This is a genomic window from Pseudoduganella namucuonensis (assembly GCF_900116645.1).
In the GTDB taxonomy this organism is placed as follows: Bacteria; Pseudomonadota; Gammaproteobacteria; order Burkholderiales; family Burkholderiaceae_D; genus Rugamonas; species Rugamonas namucuonensis.
Genome location: NZ_FPBO01000009.1, coordinates 20,884 through 38,989 on the forward strand (window position 1 = coordinate 20,884; position 18,106 = coordinate 38,989).

Genomic DNA, 18,106 nt, shown 5'->3' on the forward strand with positions numbered 1-18,106 from the left:
CGGGGATATCATCATTTCCCTCATAGCCAACCACGCAAGGAAGACCACCATGAGTTCGGAAATCAAGGGCGATGGCGCCATACGCCGCGCATCGCTGTACGGCAGCCACCCGGAAATGACCTACGCCGGCGTGCTCAGCTTCATGCGCCGCAAGTACAGCCGCGAGCTGGACGGCGTCGACGTGGCCGTGTCCGGCATCCCGCTGGACCTGGCCACCACCTTCCGCCCGGGCGCCCGCCTCGGCCCGGCCGCCGTGCGCGCGGCCAGCGTGCAGCTGGCCGAGCTGATGGCCTTCCCGTGGGGCTTCGATCCCTTCGACGAGCTGGCCGTGGTCGACTACGGCGACTGCTACCTGGACGCGCACAACCCGCTGGGCATTCCCGAGGCGATCCGAGCCCACGCCCGCGCCATCCTCGCCGGCGGCGCCAGGATGCTGACCCTGGGCGGCGACCACTACATCACCTATCCGCTGCTGCAGGCCCACGCCGAGAAGTACGGCAAGCCGCTGTCGCTGATCCACTTCGACGCCCACTGCGACACCTGGGCCGACGACAGCCCCGACTCGCTAAACCACGGCACCATGTTCCACAAGGCCGTCAAGGAGGGCCTGGTCGACCCGGCGACGTCGGTGCAGGTCGGCATCCGCACCTGGAACGAGGACTTCATGGGATTCAACGTGATCGACGCGCCGTGGGTGCACGCGCACGGCGCCGGCGCGGCGCTGGAACGCATCCTGTCCATCGTCGGCGACCGCCCGGCCTACCTGACCTTCGACATCGACTGCCTGGACCCGGCCTTCGCGCCCGGCACCGGCACGCCGGTGGCCGGCGGGCTGAGCTCGGCCCAGGCGCTGCACATGGTGCGCGGCATGGGGCCGGTCAACCTGGTGGGCATGGACGTGGTGGAGGTGTCGCCGCCGTTCGACCATAGCGAGCTGACCGCGCTGGCCGCCGCCCACATCGCCGCCGACCTGCTGTGCGTGCTGCGCAACCGCAAGGTCGCCGCCAGGGCTGGCTGACCGTGTAGCGATCGACAACGCCGCCGGGCCGGATTCGCGCCCGGCGTGGCCGGCCGACCACGTATCTTCGGCCCGGTGTGCATAGCGGCCTTGTAGCCCGGTATAATTTGTGTATGGAAAAACTGAGAGACTATGCGCAAGTCGTCGCCGAAGCCCGCACTGGCCAGCTGGTGTTCCCCACCAGCGTGAACGCGGCGTTGCAATTGCAGCAGGCGCTAGCCGATCCGGATTGCCATGTGGAGGACGCGATACGCCGCGTGCTGGCCGAGCCCATGCTGGCGGCGCGCGCCGTCGCGCTGGCCAACTCGGCCGTGTTCAGCCGCCACGGCGGCCCCACCGTCACCAGCGCCCGCGGCGCCGTGGTGCGTGTCGGCTACCGCAACCTGTATTCGCTGGCGGCGGCCATGGTGGTGCGCCAGTTCGGCGCGCGCATCCGCGATCCCCAACTGCGCTACCAGGCCGAGCAGCTATGGAAGCACTGCGCCCACGTGGCGGCGCTGGCGCACCTGCTGGGCCGGCACCTGACGCGGGTGGACCCCGACACCGCCATGTTCGCCGGCATCATGCACGAGGTGGCCGGTTTCTACCTGCTGTCCCGCGCCGACGACGTGCCGGGCCTGCTGGACGATCCCGACCAGCGCATGGGCGCGCTGCACGAGATCCTGTCGCGCGAACTGATGATCAAACTGCAAGTGCCGGAGCCGGTGGCGGCCGCCATCGTCTCGCTGCGCGGCGGCGCCATCGCGGTGCCCCCGCAGGGGCTGCGCGACACGCTGCTGCTGGCCAAGCGCCTGGCCCCGGTCCGTTCGCCGCTGCGCCTGGGCGACGACGCCGTGCTGGCCGGCAAGGCCGCCGTCGACGCCTACCTGCAGGGCAACACGCTGATCGACGAGATCCTGTTCGAATCCGCCGACGACGCGCGCTCGATGAGCGCCGCGCTGCTGGTCTGAGGCCGCGAGGGCCGAGGGCCTAGGCGGCCAGGGCCGCCTCGAGGATCGCCACCAGCGAGGCGACGCCGTCGGCGTCGACCTGGTCGAAGCGGCCGGGCAGCGGACTGTCCAGGTCGAACACGCCGAACACGGCGCCGTCCTTGAACACCGGCACCACCAGCTCCGAGCGGGAAGCGGCGTCGCAGGCGATGTGGCCGGGGAAGGCGTGCACGTCCGCCACCACCATGGCCGCGCCCCGCTCGACGGCCGCGCCGCACACGCCGCGGCCCTTCTTGATGCGGATGCAGGCCGGCTTGCCCTGGAACGGCCCCAGCACCAGCTCATCGCCTTGCAGGAAATAGAATCCGGCCCAGTTCAGGCCCGGCATGGTGTTGAACACGAGCGCGCTGAAGTTGGCCGAGTTGGCGATCATGTCGCGCTCGCCGGCGAGCAGTCCCTGCAATTGTGGGCGCAGGTCGGCGTACATGGCTTGCTTCGCTTCCGGGGTGTCGGTGCGGTATGCCGCGTCGCTGATGGTGAAGGTCATGGTATATATCCCTTGGTGTGTGGAGGGCGTATCTTACGCCGCCCAGCCGGAGTCCGCATTTCCGAAAAAAAACATTGTCAGAAAGAATAATCTCGCAACCATGCGCTAGTTGCCGAAAAAAATTGGTAGTATGGAATAGGAATCCACCTCTGTCCCGAACGTGATGAACACCGCTGTGACTGCCCCCATCAATATCCTGATCGTCGACGACATCGCGCAAAACCTGACGGCGTTCGAGGCGCTGCTGGCGCGGCCCGGCCTCACCCTGCTCAAGGCGTCCTCCGGCGCGCAGGCGCTGGAATTGCTGCTGGTGCACGAGGTGGCCCTGGCGCTGATCGACGTGCAGATGCCCAATATGGACGGCTTCGAACTGGCCGAGCTCATCCGCGGCAGCGAACGCACGCGCGCCATCCCCCTGATCTTCCTGACGGCCGCCACCCGCGAGCGCGGCTACAGCTTCCGCGGCTACGAGGCGGGCGCGGTCGACTTCATGTACAAGCCGGTCGATGGCCAGGCCCTGGTCAGCAAGGTCAACGTCTTCGTCGAGCTGTACCAGCAAAAGAAGCAGATGACGCGGCAGCTGGAGGAATTGCAGCGCTCGCTGCGCCTGAACGAGATGTTCACCGCCGTGCTGGGCCACGACCTGCGCACGCCGCTGTCGGTGGTGATGAACGGCGCCATGCTGTTGCCGATGATGACCGACCATCCGAAGGTGGCGGTCACCGCGCAGCGCATCCAGAGCAGCGCGCGGCGCATGGCGCAGATGGTGGACCAGCTGCTGGACCTGGCGCGCATCCGCTCAGGCGAAATGCGGCTGCGCGCTGCGCCCGCCGGTCTGGACGAGCTGTGCCGCGCGATAGCCGACGAGTTCCAGGCCGTCGACCAGCCGTCCCGCGTCGCCATCGAGTGCGTCGGCGACGCGCGCTGCGTGTGCGACGCCGGCATGGTGTCGCAAGTGCTGTCCAACCTGCTGGGCAACGCGCTGATGCACGGCGAGGCCGCGCAGCCGGTGCGGGTGGAGATCGACGGGACGGCGCCGGACCAGGTCGCCATCCGCGTGTGCAACCATGGCGTGATCGCGGCGGGGCAGTTGGCCTGCCTGTTCGAGCCCTACCAGCAGGGCTGTGAAAGCCGCAAGTCCGGCCAGGGCCTGGGCCTGGGGCTGTACACGGCGCGCATGTTCGTGCAGGCCCACGGCGGCGATATCGCCGTCCGATCGACGGCGGAGGAGGGCACCGTGTTCTCCGTCACGCTGCCGCGCGAGCCGCGGCCGCAGCCCCGGCCGCGGCCCGACGGCGCGGCATGAACGCGCCCTCGATGACCCCCCACGGCTACCAGCCGCACGGCGGCGGCCGCACCGGCCAACTGGTGCGCGATTTCGACTGGTCCGCCACCAGCCTGGGGCCGGCGTCGCACTGGAGCGCGGCGCTGCGCACGGCGGTCGACATCGTGCTCAACTCCCCGGTGCCGATGGTGCTGATGTGGGGCGGCGAGCATGTGATGATCTACAACGACGGCTACGCCGGCATCGCCGGCGCGCGCCACCCGGCGGCGCTGGGCGGCACCGTGCCGGCCGTCTGGCCCGAGCTGTGGTACTGGAACAGCGCCATCCTGGAGGCCGGCCTGCGCGGCGAGGTCCGCAGCGTGGAGGAGCAGGAAATGACGACGCTGCGCAACGGCGCCGAGGAGCTGGTCTGGTTCGACCTGCACTACACGCCGGTGTACGACAGCTGCGGCGCCGTCGGCGGCGTGCTGTGCACGGTGAACGAGGCCACCGCCAGGGTGTTGCGGCGGCGCGAGCTGGCCCAGGCCGGCCGCGAGCCGCGCCACACGGCCGAGCCGCCGCGCGTCGCCGGCGGCGGCGCCACCGGCCGCGCGGTCACCGAGGAATTGCTGCGCATGGCGCAGGAGGCCGGCGGCATCGGCAGCTTCGAATGGTTCCCCGCCACCGGCAGAATGGTGGTGTCGGCCACCTACCGCCGCCTGTGGGGCTTCGCCGACGACGTCGAGGTGACCGCCGAGCTGCTGCTGGGCATGATCGACGAGCGCGACCGGCGGCGCGCCGGCCCGATGCGGATGGACCGGCACAACCCGCTCGAGTACACCGAGTTCCGCATCCGCCGCGCCGACACCGGCGAACAGCGCTGGCTGGCGCGCCAGGGCGAGGGCGTGGGCGACGACGAGGGGCGCCGCTACGTGGGCGTGTCGTTCGACATCACGGTGCGCAAACAGACCGAGCAGGCGCTGCGCGCCAGCCAGGACCGGCTCGCCGCGATCTTCGGCCAGGCCTCGGTCGGCCTGTCCGAGCTGGACCTGACGGGCCGCTTCCGGCGCGTCAACGGGGCCCTGTGCCACATGCTGGGCCGCGCCGAGCAGGCGCTGCTGGGCCTGCACATGGACGACATCATCCACCCCGAGGAGCTGGAGGAGAACCGCGCGCTGGTGCGACGCCTGCTGGCCACCGGCGTGCCGTTCACGCTGGAGAAGCGCTACCTGCGGCCGGACGGCGGCTGGGTCTGGATCTCCAGCAGCATGAGCCGGCTGGACGACGAGGGCGGCCAGCCGCAGGCGCTGATCGCGGTGAAGACCGACATCACCGAGCGGCGCCGCATCGAGGTGGCGCTGCGCGACCTGAACGACACGCTGGAGCAGCGCGTGGGCCGCGAGGTGGAGGAGCGCGGCAAGGCCGAGGAGGCGCTGCGCCAGTCGCAGAAGATGGAGGCCGTGGGCCAGTTGACGGGGGGCGTGGCGCACGACTTCAACAACGTGTTGCAGATCATCTCCGGCAACCTGCACCTGATGCAGCAGCAGGCCGCGCAGCAGGCGCGGCCGGACCCGGCCATGCAAAAGCGGCTGGAGATGGCGGTGGCGGCGGTCGAGCGCGGCGCGCGCCTGTCGGCGCAGCTGCTGGCCTTCGCGCGGCGCCAGCCGCTGCAGCCCATCGTTTCCAACCTGGGGCGCCTGGTCAGCAACATGGACGACCTGCTGCGCCGCACGCTGGGCGAGACCATCGAGGTCGCCACCATCATCGGCAGCGGCCTGTGGAACGCGCTGGTGGACCCGGGCCAGATCGAGAACGTGGTGCTGAACCTGGCCATCAACGCGCGCGACGCCATGCGCGGCGGCGGCAGGCTGTCCATCGAGGTGGGCAACGCGGTGCTGGACGAGTACTACGTCAACAACCTGCTGGACGTGCCGGCCGGGCAGTACGTGATGTTGTCGGTGACCGACACCGGCCACGGCATGGAGCCGGAGGTGCTGCGGCGCGCCTTCGAGCCCTTCTTCACCACCAAGCCGGAGGGCGAGGGCACGGGCCTGGGCCTGTCGATGGCCTATGGCTTCGTCAAGCAGAGCCGGGGCCACATCAAGATCCACAGCGAACCGGGCAACGGCACCAGCGTCCGCATCTACCTGCCGCGCGCCATGACGGACGAGGCGCAGGAGCCGGAGCGGCGCACCGGCCCGGTCACCGGTGGCAGCGAGACCATCCTGGTGGTGGAGGACGACGGCGGCGTGCGCAGCGTGGTGCTGGACATGCTGTCCGGCCTGGGCTACCGCGTGCTGCAGGCGGCCGACGGCGAGGCCGCGCTGCGCATCCTCGAGCGCGAGGCCATCGAACTGCTGTTCACCGACGTGGTGATGCCGGGCCGGCTGAGCAGCCCGGACCTGGCGCGCGCCGCGCGCGCGCTGCAGCCCGACATCGCCGTGCTGTTCACCTCCGGCTATCCGCAAAACGCCATCGTGCACGAAGGGCGGCTGGACGCGGGCCTGGAACTGCTGAGCAAGCCGTACCGGCGCGACGAGCTGGCGCGCAAGCTGCGCCACGTGCTCAACAATCGCGGCCAGGAGATGCTGGCGCGGCGCCTCAGGGCGGAGCCGGTGGGCGACCTGCTGCCGCCGGAACCGGCCATCGCGCGCGACAGTTCGCTGCGCATCCTGGTGGTGGAGGACAACCTGGATTCGCAGCAGATGGTGTGCGAGCTGATCGGCATGCTGGGGCACACGGTGCACGGCGTCGGCGACGGCGAGCAGGCCTGGGCCCAGTTGCGCGCGCACGACTTCGACATCCTGTTCACCGACATCAGCCTGCCCGGCATGTCCGGCATCGACCTGGCCCGCAAGCTGCTGGCCGAGGGCAAGCCGACCCGCGTCATCTTCTCCACCGGCTACGGCAAGGAGGCGCTGGACGGCCTGGAATTCCCCGCCGGCGTGCTGCGCAAGCCCTACGACCTGATGGAGCTGAAGGCCGCGCTGGACAATCCATGAGCTCCCACGCCCGCCTCCTACGCCGGCGGTAGGCCGCGTCCTATGGCGCGCGGCGCTGCGCGGGCCTACAGTGGGAGCATCAACATCGCATGGATGCCCCCATGGTCACCAGGAACAACAGCGCCCTGCACAAGCGTGGCGCCGCGTCGCGCACGCGCGCCATCAACGACTTGCTGCGCCGCGTGTTCGGCGTGGAGCGGCTGCGGCCCGGCCAGCGGCGCGTGATCGACAGCGTGCTGGAAGGCCGCCACACGCTGGCCATCATGCCCACCGGCAGCGGCAAGTCGCTGTGCTACCAGATCCCCGCCGCGCTGCTGCCCGGCGCCACGGTGGTGGTCTCGCCGCTGATCTCGCTGATGCAGGACCAGTTGGAAAAGCTGGACGCCCTGGGCATTCCCGCCGCGCAGGTCAACAGCAGCCTGTCGCGCGGCGAGGAGCAGGCCGCGCTGGACAGCATACGCAGCGGCGTCAGCGGCATCGTGTTCTGCACGCCGGAGCGGCTGGCCAACCCTGAATTCCTGGAACTGCTGAAGGAGGTCGAGATCGCGCTGGTGGTCATCGACGAGGCCCACTGCATCTCGCAGTGGGGGCACGACTTCCGTCCGGCCTACCTGGAGATCGGCGCCGCCGTCGCCGCGCTCGGCAAACCGCCGCTGCTGGCACTGACCGCCACCGCCACCGACGACGTGATCGCCGACATCGGCAAGCAGCTCGGCGCGCCGGGCATGAACGTGGTCAACACCGGCATCTACCGGCCCAACCTGCACTACCGGGTCACGCAGATCACCAATCCGGACGAGAAGCTGGCGCGGGCGCTGGAGCTGGTGCGGCAAACGGAGGGCGTGGGCATCGTCTACTCGGCCACCGTGAAGGCGGCCGAGGAAATGCACGCGGTGCTGGAGCGGGAGGGCGTCGGCGCCGCGCTATACCACGGCAAGCTGGCGGCGCGCGAACGCAAGGAAAACCAGGAACTGTTCATGAGCGGCGAGCGCCGCGTGATGGTGGCCACCAACGCCTTCGGCATGGGCATCGACAAGGCCGACGTGCGCTTCGTGATCCACCTGCAGGTGCCGGCCAACCTGGAGGCCTACTACCAGGAGTCCGGCCGCGCCGGGCGCGACGGCGAGCCCTCCGAGTGCACGCTGCTGTACTTCCAGGACGACAAGCGCCTGCAGCAGTTCTTCCTGGTCAAGCACTATCCGGACGCCGACGAGCTGCGCACCGTGTACCAGGCGGCTTGCGGGCTCGCCGAGCAGGGCGCCTTCCCGTTCGCCGCGCTGAAGGCCGGGATGCCGCAGATGCCCGCGCCCAAGCTGCAGGTCTGCCTCAAGCTGCTCAAGGACGGCAAGCTGCTGCGGCAGAACCGCAAGCTGGCGTGGCTGCCGGCCGCCGGCCAGCCCAGGGCCGAACTGTACGCGTCGCTGGCCGAGATCTACGCGGAAAAGCAGGAGCGCGACCGCGCCTCGCTGGAGCAGATGGTGGGCTACGCGCAGAGCGGCTATTGCCGCTGGAAGGTGCTGCTCGACTACTTCGGCGACGACACGCCCGGCTTCGAGCGCTGCTGCCAGTGCGACAACTGCCTGTCGCCGCCGCAAATCGAGTTGAGCGTGGACGAGACGTTCGCGCCGCCGCCCGCGCCGGTCCCCGCGCCGCCCCAGGCGCCGCCGGTCGCCGTCGGCAGCCGCGTCAAGGTGCCCAAGTTCGACATCGGCACCGTGCTGTCCGTGGCGGGCGACCAGGTCACCATCGAATTCCCCGAGCATCTCACCAAGACCTTCCTGGCCGAATACGTCGAGCCGGTCTGAAGGCGCCCGGGAGCCGGCCGCGTTTGCCGCGCTTTTGTGCGCCAGCGGACAGATGGCGCGCCCCGCCCCTGGCTAAAATGGCGTTTTCCGTGCCGGGAGGGATGCCGTGTCCGATATGGTGGTGGTCCGCAAGGAAGGCTTGTACTGCGTGCCGGGCGATTTCTACATCGACCCCTGGCGCCCGGTCGAACGCGCGGTCATCACGCACGCCCATTCCGACCACGCGCGCTGGGGCCACGGCCACTATCTCGCCGCCGCGCCCGGCGTGGGCATCCTCAGGTCGCGCCTCGGCGAGATCGACATCCAGGGCCTGGAATACGGCACGCAGGTGGCGCACAACGGCGTGCGCATCTCGCTGCACCCGGCCGGCCACGTGCTGGGCTCCGCGCAGGTGCGCATGGAGCACCGCGGCGAGGTGTGGGTGGCCTCGGGCGACTACAAGGTGGAGCCGGACGCGACCTGCGCGCCGTTCGAGCCGGTGCGCTGCGACACTTTCATTACCGAGTCCACTTTCGGGCTGCCGATCTACCGCTGGCAGCCGGAGGCCGAGGTCTTCGCCGACATCAACGCCTGGTGGGCGCGCAACGCGGAGCAGGGCAGGGCCAGCGTGCTGCTGGGCTATTCCTTCGGCAAGGCGCAGCGCATGCTGAGCGGGCTCGATCCGTCGATCGGCGCCATCATCTGCCACGGCGCGGTGGAGCCGCTGAACCGCGTCTACCGCGAGGCCGGCGTGGCGCTGCCGGAGACCCGCATGGTGACGGACGTGGCCAAGGCCGACATCCGGCGCTCGCTCGTGGTGGCGCCGCCGTCGGCGGCCGGCTCGCCGTGGATCAAGCGCTTCGGCGAATACAGCGACGCCTTCGCCAGCGGCTGGATGCTGCTGCGCGGCGCGCGCCGGCGGCGCGGCGTGGACCGCGGCTTCGTGCTGTCGGACCACGCCGACTGGCCGGGGCTGATGTCCGCCATCAAGGCCACCGGCGCGCGGCGCATCATCGTCACGCACGGCTCGATACCCGTCATGGTGCGCTGGCTGTGCCAGAACAGCTACGACGCCAGCGGCTTCGACACCGAATACGGCGACGACGAGGCGGAGGACGCGGCGGCCACCGCCGCCATCACGCCGGCCGCGGCGGCGGCAACCGGCGACGGCGCCACGGAGTCCGCCGCTCCGGCCATCGATCCCGGCGCGGCGGAGGACCGCCATGCGTGAATTCGCCCGCCTGTACGCCGAGCTCGACGAGACCACGGCCACCAACCGCAAGCTCGACGCCCTGCAAGCCTACTTCGCCAGCGCGGCGCCGGAGAACGCGGCGTGGGCGGTGTATTTCCTGGCCGGCGGCAAGCCGCGCCAGGCGGTGCCGGTCAAGCTGCTGCGCCAGTACGCCACCGAGTTCGCCGGCCTGGACGAATGGCTGTTCGACGAGAGCTACCATGCGGTGGGCGACCTGGCCGAGACCATCGCCCACATCCTGCCGGCGCCGCGCCACCGCAGCGACATCGGGCTGGCGGAATGGATAGAGCGGCGCATCGCCCCCCTGCGCGGCGCGGCGCCGGAAACCATACGCGAGGCGCTGTTCCGCTACTGGGACGAGCTGGAAACGCGCGAACGCTTCCTGCTGACGAAGCTGATCGGCGGCGGCTTCCGCGTGGGCGTGTCGCGGCTGCTGGTGACGCGCGCGCTGAGCGCGATCGCGGCGCTGGACAGCAAGTTGATCGCCCAGCGGCTCATGGGCTGGACCGACGGTCGCGCCCAGCCCACCGCGCAGGGTTTCCTGCAACTGATCGGCGCGCAGTCCAGCGACGAGCACGCGCAGCGCGGCGGCCAGCCCTATCCCTTTTTCCTGGCGCACCAGCTGCAGGCCGAGCCGGCGTCGCTGGGCGCGCTGGAGGACTGGCAGGTCGAATGGAAGTACGACGGCATGCGCGCGCAGCTGGTGCGCCGCGAGGGCAAGAGCTGGCTGTGGTCGCGCGGCGAGGACCTGATCACCGACCGCTTCGCCGAACTGGCCGCGTTGCGCCTGCCGGAGGGCACGGTGATCGATGGCGAGATCCTGGTCTGGCGTGGAGGCGATACGCCGGCGCCCTTCGCCGACCTGCAAAAGCGCATCACGCGCAAGACCGTGTCGGCGAAGATGCTGGGCGAGTTCCCCGCCGTGCTGGTGGCCTACGACCTGCTGGAGCTGGAAGGGGCGGACCTGCGCCCGCTGCCGCAGCGCGAGCGGCGCGCCCTGCTGGAACAACTGGTGCACAGGCTGGAGGCGCCGCAACTGCGCCTGTCGCCGCTGGTGCGGGCCGGCGGCTGGGAGGAACTGGCCGCCATCCGCGGGGAGTCGCGCGCGCGCGGCGTGGAGGGCATGATGTTGAAGGCGGCCGGCGCGCAATACGGCGTGGGCCGCACCAAGGACGTGGGCACCTGGTGGAAGTGGAAGATCGATCCCTACAGCGTGGACGCGGTGCTGATCTACGCCCAGGCGGGACACGGCCGCCGCGCCTCGCTGTACACCGACTACACCTTCGCCGTGTGGGACCACGCCGGCGGCGAGCGCCAACTGGTGCCGTTCGCGAAAGCCTATTCCGGCCTGACCGACGCCGAGATCGCGCAGGTGGACCAGACGATACGGCGCACCACGATAGAGAAGTTCGGTCCCGTGCGCAGCGTGAAGCCGACCATGGTGTTCGAGATCGGCTTCGAGGGCATCGGCCTGTCGCCGCGCCACAAGTCCGGCATCGCCGTGCGTTTCCCCCGCATCCTGCGCCGCCGCGACGACAAGACCGTCGACGACGCCGACACGCTCGACACGCTCAGGGGCCTGCTGGCCAGCGGCGCGCCATGAGCGCGGGGGCGGACCGGCGCTTCGACCACTGGTTCGCGCAGCGCGGCTGGAAGATCTTCCCCTTCCAGCGCGAGGTCTGGCGCGCCGCGCTGAAGGGCGACTCCGGCCTGCTGCACGCCACCACCGGCTCCGGCAAGACCTACGCCGTGTGGTTCGCCGCGCTGCTGCGCGCGGCCGCGACCAAGGAAAAGGGCCGCCGCAAGGCCGGCCTGCGGGTGCTGTGGATCACCCCCATGCGCGCGCTGGCCGCCGACACCCTGCGCGCGCTGCAAACCTCGGCCGCCGACCTGGCCCCCGCGTGGACCGTCGACGCCCGCACCGGCGACACCAGCTCCGGCGACCGCGCCCGCCAGGCGCGCCGCCTGCCCGACGCCCTGGTCACCACGCCGGAAAGCCTGACCCTGATGCTCAGCAATGCCGACGCGCGCGAGCGCTTCGCGCAGCTGGACATGCTGGTGGTGGACGAGTGGCACGAATTGATGGGCAACAAGCGCGGCGTGCAGACGCAGCTGGCGCTGGCCCGCCTGCGCCTGTGGAACCCCGGCCTGGTGGTGTGGGGCCTGTCCGCCACGCTGGGCAACCTGGCGCGCGCGGGCGAGGCGCTGCTGGGGGCGGCGCCCGTGAAACCCGGCGTGACGGTCGAGGGCCGGGTGCGCAAGGATATCGTGGTCGACACGCTGATCCCGGACCATCCCTCGCGCTTCCCCTGGGCCGGCCATCTCGGCATCCAGATGCTGCAACCGGTGATCGCCGAAATCGAGCGCCACGCCACCACGCTGGTGTTCACCAACACCCGCTCGCAGGCCGAGCTCTGGTACCAGAACCTGCTGGACGCGCGGCCCGACTGGGCCGGCCGGATCGCGCTGCATCACGGCTCGCTGGACCGCGAGGTGCGCGACTGGGTGGAGCTGGGCCTCAAGAGCGGCCAGTTGAAGGCCGTGGTGTGCACCTCCAGCCTGGACCTGGGCGTGGATTTTCTTCCCGTTGAGCGCGTGCTGCAGATCGGCAGCGCCAAGGGCGTGGCGCGCCTGCTGCAGCGCGCCGGCCGCTCCGGCCACGCGCCCGGCCGCGCCTCGCGCGTGACGCTGGTGCCCACCCACAGCCTGGAACTGCTGGAGGCGGCCGGCGCGAAGCAGGCGGTGGCCGAGCGCGACATCGAGTCGCGTCCCGTGCCGGACAAGCCGCTGGACGTGCTGGTGCAGCACCTGGTCACCATCGCGCTGGGCGGCGGCTTCCGCTCCGGGGAACTGTACGAGGAGGTGCGCGGCGCCTGGTCCTACCGCGACCTGACGCCGGAGGAATGGCAATGGGCGCTGGACTTCGTGGCGCGCGGCGGCCAGAGCCTCACCGTCTACCCGGAATACCGGCGCGTGCTGCCGGACGGGGAGGGCGTGTACCGCGTGCCGGACGCCGCCATCGCGCGCCGCCACCGCATGGGCATCGGCACCATCGTGTCCGAGGCCAGCATCCAGGTGAAGTTCATGAGCGGCGGGCGCCTGGGCAGCGTGGAGGAGGGGTTCATCTCGCGCCTGCGCGCGGGCGACCATTTCCTGTTCGGCGGGCGCATCCTCGAATTCGTGCGGGTGCACGAGATGACCGCCTACGTGCGGCGCGCCACCGGCGCCAAGGGGGCGGTGCCGCGCTGGCAGGGCGGCAAGATGCCGCTGTCGTCGGAGCTGGCCCACGCCGCGCTGGAGCGGATGCGCCTGGCCACCGAGGGCGTCTACGACGGCCCGGAGATGCGCGCCGTGCGGCCGCTGCTGGAGGTGCAGCAGCGCTGGTCCGCGCTGCCCACGCCGGGCGTCACCGTCGTCGAGCGCATGCGCAGCCGCGAGGGGCACCACTTGTTCATGTATCCGTTCGCGGGGCGCGCGGTCCACGTCGGCCTGGCCTCGCTGTTCGCCTGGCGCCTGGCCCGAGCGCGGCCCGCCACCTTTTCCATCGCCGTCAACGACTACGGCTTCGAGCTGCTGGCGCCCGAGGAGGTGGCGTGGCCGGACACCATGGACTTGTTCAGCGACGAGCGCTTGCTGGAGGACGTGCTGGCCAGCCTGAACGCGACCGAACTGTCGCAGCGCCGCTTCCGCGAGATCGCCCGCATCGCCGGGCTGGTGTTCCAGGGCTATCCCGGCCAGCACAAGAGCGCGCGCCAGCTGCAGGCCTCGTCCTCGCTGTTCTTCGAGGTGTTCCGCAAGCACGACGCGGACAACCTGCTGCTGACGCAGGCGCAGCGCGAGGTGCTGGAGCAGGAACTGGAGCTGCGCCGCCTGCGCGCCACGCTGCGGGAGCTGCGGGCGCGCGCCGTGTCGCTGCACGAGGTGAAGCGCGCCACGCCGTTCGGCTTCGCGCTGATGGTGGAGCGCTTCCGCGAAAAGCTCAGCACGGAGAAGCTGTCGGACCGCGTGGCGCGCATGCTGCGCGAGTTGGAGAAGGCTGCCGGGCCATGAGCGCCTGCGAGATCGAACTGGCCGGCGAGCGCGTGCTGCTGCTGGCGCAAAAAGCCTTGTACTGGCCGCGCGAGCGCCTGCTGGCGGTCGCCGACATCCACTTCGGCAAGGCCGCCTCGTTCCGCGCGCTGGGCGTGCCGGTGCCGGCCGGCACCACGGCGGAAAACCTGGCGGCGCTCGACGCGCTGCTGGCCGCGCACGACGTGGCCCACATCGTCTTCCTGGGCGACTTCCTGCACGCGCGCGCCGCCCACGCGGCGGCCACCGTGCGCGCCATGCTGGCGTGGCGCGCGCGCCATCCCGCGCCGCGCCTGACGCTGGTGCGCGGCAACCACGACCTGCGCGCGGGCGACCCGTCCGCGCTGCTGGCCATGCGCGTGGTGGACGAGCCGTACACCATCGCGCCGTTCTCCTTCTGCCATCATCCCGACCTGCCGGCGCCGGGCCACGTGCTGGCCGGCCACGTGCACCCGGCCTACCGGCTGGCGTCCGGGCGCGACTCGGTGCGCCTGCCATGCTTCCTCAGCGGCGCCGCGCGCACCATCCTGCCTTCGTTCGGCGCGTTCACCGGCGGCCACGGCGTGCGGCCGGAGGCGGGCGAGCGTGTGTATGTTGTCGCCGGTGACGCGGTATTGTTTGTAGGAAAATTGGCTGCGGGAACGTAAGAAAAACTCAGTTACCAAATGCGGGACTGCTCCTACATGGCCTACTGCGTGTGTCCTATGTCCTCTACATGAGCGTTGCACTACTATGGGGCCTCCTCATAGAGGAGCAGTGGTATCACCCAAGCAGTTTTGTCAACAGAGAGGAGAGAACTATCATGGCTTCATCCAATCAAGGCGGCAGGGATCAGGACAGCAAACAGGACAGCAAACAGGATGTCAAGCAGGACAGCGGCAGCAAGCAGAGCGGTAGCCAGGGCAGCTCGCAGAGCAGCTCAAGCCAAGGCCGTAGCAAGCAAAGCGGCGACACCAGCAATCGTGGTTTCGCATCCATGGATCCGGCCCGCCAGCGCGAAATAGCGTCCGAGGGCGGCCGCGCTGCGCACGAAAAAGGCACGGCACACGAATTCACTTCGGAAGAGGCCCGCCGGGCCGGCAGCATGAGCCACAAGAACGACCAGAACAGCCAGAGCAGCTCCAGCGGCTCGTCGTCGCGCAGCGGCGGCGGCCAGGGCAACCAGGGCAGCCAGGGCGGTTCCGGCAACCAGGGCGGCCAGGGCGGTTCCCGCTCGGGCGGTTCCGACAAGAAGTAAGCGGGCATAGGCGGGCCGCGCCGGCCCGCCGCGGCGGACCGCCACGGTCCGCCTTACACCAGGCGTGAAGGAAGGCGGACCCTGTGTCCGCCTTCGCCGTTTACGTCACCGTTCCGCCGCCGTTACCGCACCTTGATGGTCTGGTGTTCGGCCATGTCCCGGGGCGGCTCGCCGGTGATGGCGGCGGCCGCCATCTTCAGGAACTGCACCATCTTGCTGGAGTGGACGTCCCAGTATTCGGCCTGCTGGATCTTGACCCTGATGAGCACGAGATGCGGATCGTCGAGGCCGCCGGGGAACCAGGCTTTCACCATCGGGTCCCACAGCTCCTCGGCCTTGGCGCGGTCGCGCAGCAGTTCGGCGCGGCCGGTGATGGAGACGTACAGGCTGGCGTCGACGTCGGCGAAGCTGACGTTGACGGCGGAATTGTTCAGCAGGTCACGCACGAAGGGCGACTGGTCCGAGGTGAAGAACCACAGGTTGCCCTCGTCGTCGAGCTGCTGCTGGGTGAGGGGACGGCTCGTCAAACTGCCCGAGCCGTCGATGCTGGTGAACATGCCGAAGCGCACGCCCTTGATTTTGTGGGCTACGCTGGCCAGCAATTCCTTGTTGTAGAGAGCCATGGCTTTCTCCTGATATGGGGGTGTCCCACGATAAGGCAGGCCGCCATGGCGCTCTGTACGTCAACGTACGCTGGGGAGATGGTCCGGTACCTGAACTTTTAATACATGAAGTTCGCGGTCAACTGGGCGGCGCGGTCGGTGCCGATCACGGCGCGCGAGCCGCCGTTGTTCAGCGTGCCGACGTAGAACTTGTCGAACAGGTTGTAGACGTTCAGCTGCAGCGTCACGTTCTTGGCGACGCGGTAGCTCGCCACCGCGTCCACCACCGTGTAGGCCGGGATGCCCGGCGTGTTCTGGGTGGCCAGGCTCACGGTCGGGTCGATCACGCGTTTCTGCTCGGAGGTGTAGCGCACGCCGCCGCCGAAGGTGAAGGCGTCGTTCAGCTTGTAGGTCGACCACAGCGTCGCCGTCAGGTCGGGCGACCAGCGGGTGCCCACGCCGGCCGCGCTGCCGCCGGTGGTGCCCTCGATGATGGACGCGTCCATGGTGGCGATGCCGGCGATGATGCTCCAGTTGCGGGTCAGCTGGCCCACGGCGCCCAGTTCCACGCCCTCGACGCGGCGCTTGCCGGTCTGGCTGTAGGTGTTGGTGACGGCGTCCTGCAGGAACAGCTCGTTCTTGTTGTCGGTGCGGTAGACGGCGGCGGTCAGCGCCAGCTGCTTGGCGATCACGTCCCACTTGGTGCCGAACTCGATGTTGGTGGTCTTTTGCGGGTCCACGTTGGGCGAGGCCAGGTTGTTGGCGGCCGAGCTGAGCGAGAAGTTGGCGCTGCCCGGCGGCGTCTGCGAGGTCGCGTAGGACAGGTAGACGCTGCCGTTCTCAGCCGGCTTGTACAGCGCGCCGGCCTTCCAACTGGTCAGGTTGTCGGACTTGGCCAGGCGGCTGGCGATCAGCGCGCCGGTGGTGGGCGCCGTGGTCGACACGGTGGCCGAGTTGGTCTCGGTGCTGTAGTGCTCGGCGCGCACGCCGGCGTTCAGCTGCCACCGCTCGTTGAGCTTGACGGTGTCGAAGGCGTACACGGCGGCGGTGTTGGACTTGCCGCGGGTGTAGGCGCCGGTCGGCACGGGCGCGTAGCCGGTCAGCGCGTCGTTGCCGCCGGGGGTGTACAGGTTGGCGTTGGTGGCGGTGCCCAGGCCGCCGCGGGTGGGCGCGAACTGTTCCTCGGACAGGAATTCCAGGCCGGCCGAGACGGTGTGGCCGACGCCGCCGGTGGCGAACTCGGTGACCACGTTGGTGGTGTTGGCCAGGATGTCGTTCTCTTGCAGCACGCTCTGGCGGCTGCGGGCCACGGTCCAGGTGTTCTGCGCGCCGACGGCGGTGATCGCGTTGACGCCGGTCAGGATGCGGTCGATCTTGGACTTGCCGATCCGTGTGGTGTTGGTCAGCGTGCTTTTCGGGCCCAGCTCGTGCTCGATCTTGACGGTGCCCATGTCGGCCTCGGTCTTCTCGTAGTCGCTGGCGTAGCCGTAGAAGTTCTCGCGGTCCACGCGCGGCGCGCCCACGGCGTTGGGGCCGCTGCCGGCGGTCTGGTTGAAGCCCCGCAGGCCGACGGCGGGCACGCCGCCGTCCGGCGTGCCGTCCTGGCGCACGTGCTGCGAGTACAGGTAGACGCGGGTCGGGGTGCCCAGGCCGAAGGCCAGCGACGGCGCGATGCCGTGGCGGCGCTTGTCGATCACCTTGCGGCCCATCTGGCCGCCGTCCTCCACCATGGCGTTCAGGCGGAAGGCGCTGTTCTCGCCGATGCGGCGGTTCAGGTCGGCGGTGGCGCGCGCGGTCTCGCCGCTGTTGTAGCCGGCGGTGCCGGACAGCGCGTCCTCGCGGGTCGGCAGTTTCGAGGCCAGGTTGATGTAGCCGGCGGTCGCGCCGCGGCCGATGTCGGCGCCGGCCGGGCCCTTGGACACCTCGATCTGCTCGATGTTGAAGATGTCGCGCGTGATGGCGCCCAGGTCGCGGATGCCGTCCACGAAGATCGAGGACTGGGCGGAGAAGCCGCGCATCTGGAAGGTGTCGCCGGCGCTGGTGTTGCCGTTCTCGCCCAGCTGCAGGGTGATGCCCGGCGTGTTGCGCAGCGCCTCCACCAGCGACGAGGCGGCCTGTTCCTGCAGCACTTCCTTGCGGATCACGGTGATGGTCTGGGTGGTGTCCACCAGCGGCTGCGTCAATTTGGGGGAGGAGGCCTTCTCGGCCTTGTACGACGCCTCGGCGGCGGCGCTGACTTTCACCTCGCCCAGGGTTTTTTCCTGCGCGTGCGCGGCGAGCGGCAGGCCGACGGCGGCCAGGGCGAACAGGGATTGGTTGAGCAGGGGTTGGGTGCTGAGCGGGTGCTTGCGGCTACGGATGACGGACACGGAACTCTCCAGGACAGTGGTTGGTGGCTGGCTG

Annotated in this window: 13 protein-coding genes; 10 read left to right on the plus strand and 3 right to left on the minus strand. The window is 70.0% G+C overall.

The genetic code is table 11. The annotated features are described in order from the left end of the window. Positions 1-49: 49 nt before the first annotated feature. Positions 50-1,018 (plus strand): agmatinase, encoded by a 969-nt coding sequence (gene speB, locus BM436_RS11635; RefSeq protein WP_093555693.1) that lies wholly within the window; start codon positions 50-52, stop codon positions 1,016-1,018. Positions 1,019-1,131: 113 nt separating this feature from the next. Further along, positions 1,132-1,968, plus strand: coding sequence for an HDOD domain-containing protein (locus BM436_RS11640; RefSeq protein WP_093555694.1), 837 nt, complete (start codon positions 1,132-1,134; stop codon positions 1,966-1,968). A 19-nt stretch (positions 1,969-1,987) separates the two neighbouring features. Here the strand turns inward: BM436_RS11640 and msrC are convergent, their stop codons facing one another. Beyond that, a complete protein-coding gene (gene msrC / locus BM436_RS11645; RefSeq protein ID WP_093555695.1) occupies positions 1,988-2,494 on the minus strand; it encodes a free L-methionine (R)-S-oxide reductase MsrC in 507 nt (168 codons plus the stop codon). Positions 2,495-2,669: 175 nt separating this feature from the next. On the opposite strand from msrC, the gene BM436_RS11650 reads away from it, so the two are divergent. From BM436_RS11650 to BM436_RS11685, 8 genes are all read left to right on the plus strand, one after another. Next, a complete protein-coding gene (locus BM436_RS11650) occupies positions 2,670-3,800 on the plus strand; it encodes a hybrid sensor histidine kinase/response regulator (protein WP_093555841.1) in 1,131 nt (376 codons plus the stop codon). Beyond that, positions 3,797-6,760, plus strand: a complete 2,964-nt coding sequence (locus tag BM436_RS11655) for a hybrid sensor histidine kinase/response regulator (RefSeq protein ID WP_229490047.1) — start codon at positions 3,797-3,799, stop codon at positions 6,758-6,760. Before BM436_RS11650 ends, BM436_RS11655 begins: the two co-directional genes overlap by 4 nt. Before the next feature lie 101 nt (positions 6,761-6,861). Further along, entirely contained in the window at positions 6,862-8,565 is a 1,704-nt protein-coding gene (locus BM436_RS11660; protein WP_093555697.1) for a RecQ family ATP-dependent DNA helicase, read from the plus strand. A gap of 115 nt (positions 8,566-8,680) precedes the next feature. Continuing rightward, positions 8,681-9,775 carry a ligase-associated DNA damage response exonuclease gene (locus BM436_RS11665; RefSeq protein ID WP_093555698.1) on the plus strand — a complete coding sequence of 365 codons (1,095 nt, stop codon included), beginning with the start codon at positions 8,681-8,683 and terminating at the stop codon, positions 9,773-9,775. After that, positions 9,768-11,399, plus strand: coding sequence for an ATP-dependent DNA ligase (locus BM436_RS11670; RefSeq protein ID WP_093555699.1), 1,632 nt, complete (start codon positions 9,768-9,770; stop codon positions 11,397-11,399). The genes BM436_RS11665 and BM436_RS11670 overlap by 8 nt, the downstream gene beginning before the upstream one ends. Continuing rightward, positions 11,396-13,846, plus strand: a complete 2,451-nt coding sequence (locus BM436_RS11675; protein ID WP_093555700.1) for a ligase-associated DNA damage response DEXH box helicase — start codon at positions 11,396-11,398, stop codon at positions 13,844-13,846. The genes BM436_RS11670 and BM436_RS11675 overlap by 4 nt, the downstream gene beginning before the upstream one ends. Then, a complete protein-coding gene (gene pdeM / locus BM436_RS11680; protein WP_093555701.1) occupies positions 13,843-14,511 on the plus strand; it encodes a ligase-associated DNA damage response endonuclease PdeM in 669 nt (222 codons plus the stop codon). Before BM436_RS11675 ends, pdeM begins: the two co-directional genes overlap by 4 nt. A gap of 155 nt (positions 14,512-14,666) precedes the next feature. Then, positions 14,667-15,101, plus strand: a complete 435-nt coding sequence (locus BM436_RS11685; protein WP_093555702.1) for a KGG domain-containing protein — start codon at positions 14,667-14,669, stop codon at positions 15,099-15,101. Positions 15,102-15,223: 122 nt separating this feature from the next. Here BM436_RS11685 and BM436_RS11690 read toward each other — a convergent pair whose 3' ends face one another. Together BM436_RS11690 and BM436_RS11695 are read right to left on the minus strand one after the other, a co-directional pair. Continuing rightward, positions 15,224-15,724: a pyridoxamine 5'-phosphate oxidase family protein gene (locus BM436_RS11690; RefSeq protein WP_093555703.1), complete on the minus strand. Its 501-nt coding sequence runs from the start codon at positions 15,722-15,724 to the stop codon at positions 15,224-15,226. Between the two features lie 98 nt (positions 15,725-15,822). Then, complete coding sequence (locus BM436_RS11695; protein ID WP_093555704.1) at positions 15,823-18,072, minus strand: catecholate siderophore receptor Fiu; 2,250 nt, start codon at positions 18,070-18,072, stop codon at positions 15,823-15,825. Between the last annotated feature and the right edge of the window lie 34 nt (positions 18,073-18,106).

Excerpts from the sequence above, each read along its gene's own strand:
- speB (WP_093555693.1), top strand. The coding sequence starts at position 50 with ATGAGTTCGGAAATCAAGGGCGATGGCGCCATACGCCGCGCATCGCTG.
- BM436_RS11640 (WP_093555694.1), top strand. The coding sequence starts at position 1,132 with ATGGAAAAACTGAGAGACTATGCGCAAGTCGTCGCCGAAGCCCGCACT.
- msrC (WP_093555695.1), bottom strand. The coding sequence starts at position 2,494 with ATGACCTTCACCATCAGCGACGCGGCATACCGCACCGACACCCCGGAA.
- BM436_RS11655 (WP_229490047.1), top strand. The coding sequence starts at position 3,797 with ATGAACGCGCCCTCGATGACCCCCCACGGCTACCAGCCGCACGGCGGC.
- BM436_RS11660 (WP_093555697.1), top strand. The coding sequence starts at position 6,862 with ATGGTCACCAGGAACAACAGCGCCCTGCACAAGCGTGGCGCCGCGTCG.
- BM436_RS11665 (WP_093555698.1), top strand. The coding sequence starts at position 8,681 with ATGGTGGTGGTCCGCAAGGAAGGCTTGTACTGCGTGCCGGGCGATTTC.
- BM436_RS11670 (WP_093555699.1), top strand. The coding sequence starts at position 9,768 with ATGCGTGAATTCGCCCGCCTGTACGCCGAGCTCGACGAGACCACGGCC.
- BM436_RS11675 (WP_093555700.1), top strand. The coding sequence starts at position 11,396 with ATGAGCGCGGGGGCGGACCGGCGCTTCGACCACTGGTTCGCGCAGCGC.
- pdeM (WP_093555701.1), top strand. The coding sequence starts at position 13,843 with ATGAGCGCCTGCGAGATCGAACTGGCCGGCGAGCGCGTGCTGCTGCTG.
- BM436_RS11685 (WP_093555702.1), top strand. The coding sequence starts at position 14,667 with ATGGCTTCATCCAATCAAGGCGGCAGGGATCAGGACAGCAAACAGGAC.
- BM436_RS11690 (WP_093555703.1), bottom strand. The coding sequence starts at position 15,724 with ATGGCTCTCTACAACAAGGAATTGCTGGCCAGCGTAGCCCACAAAATC.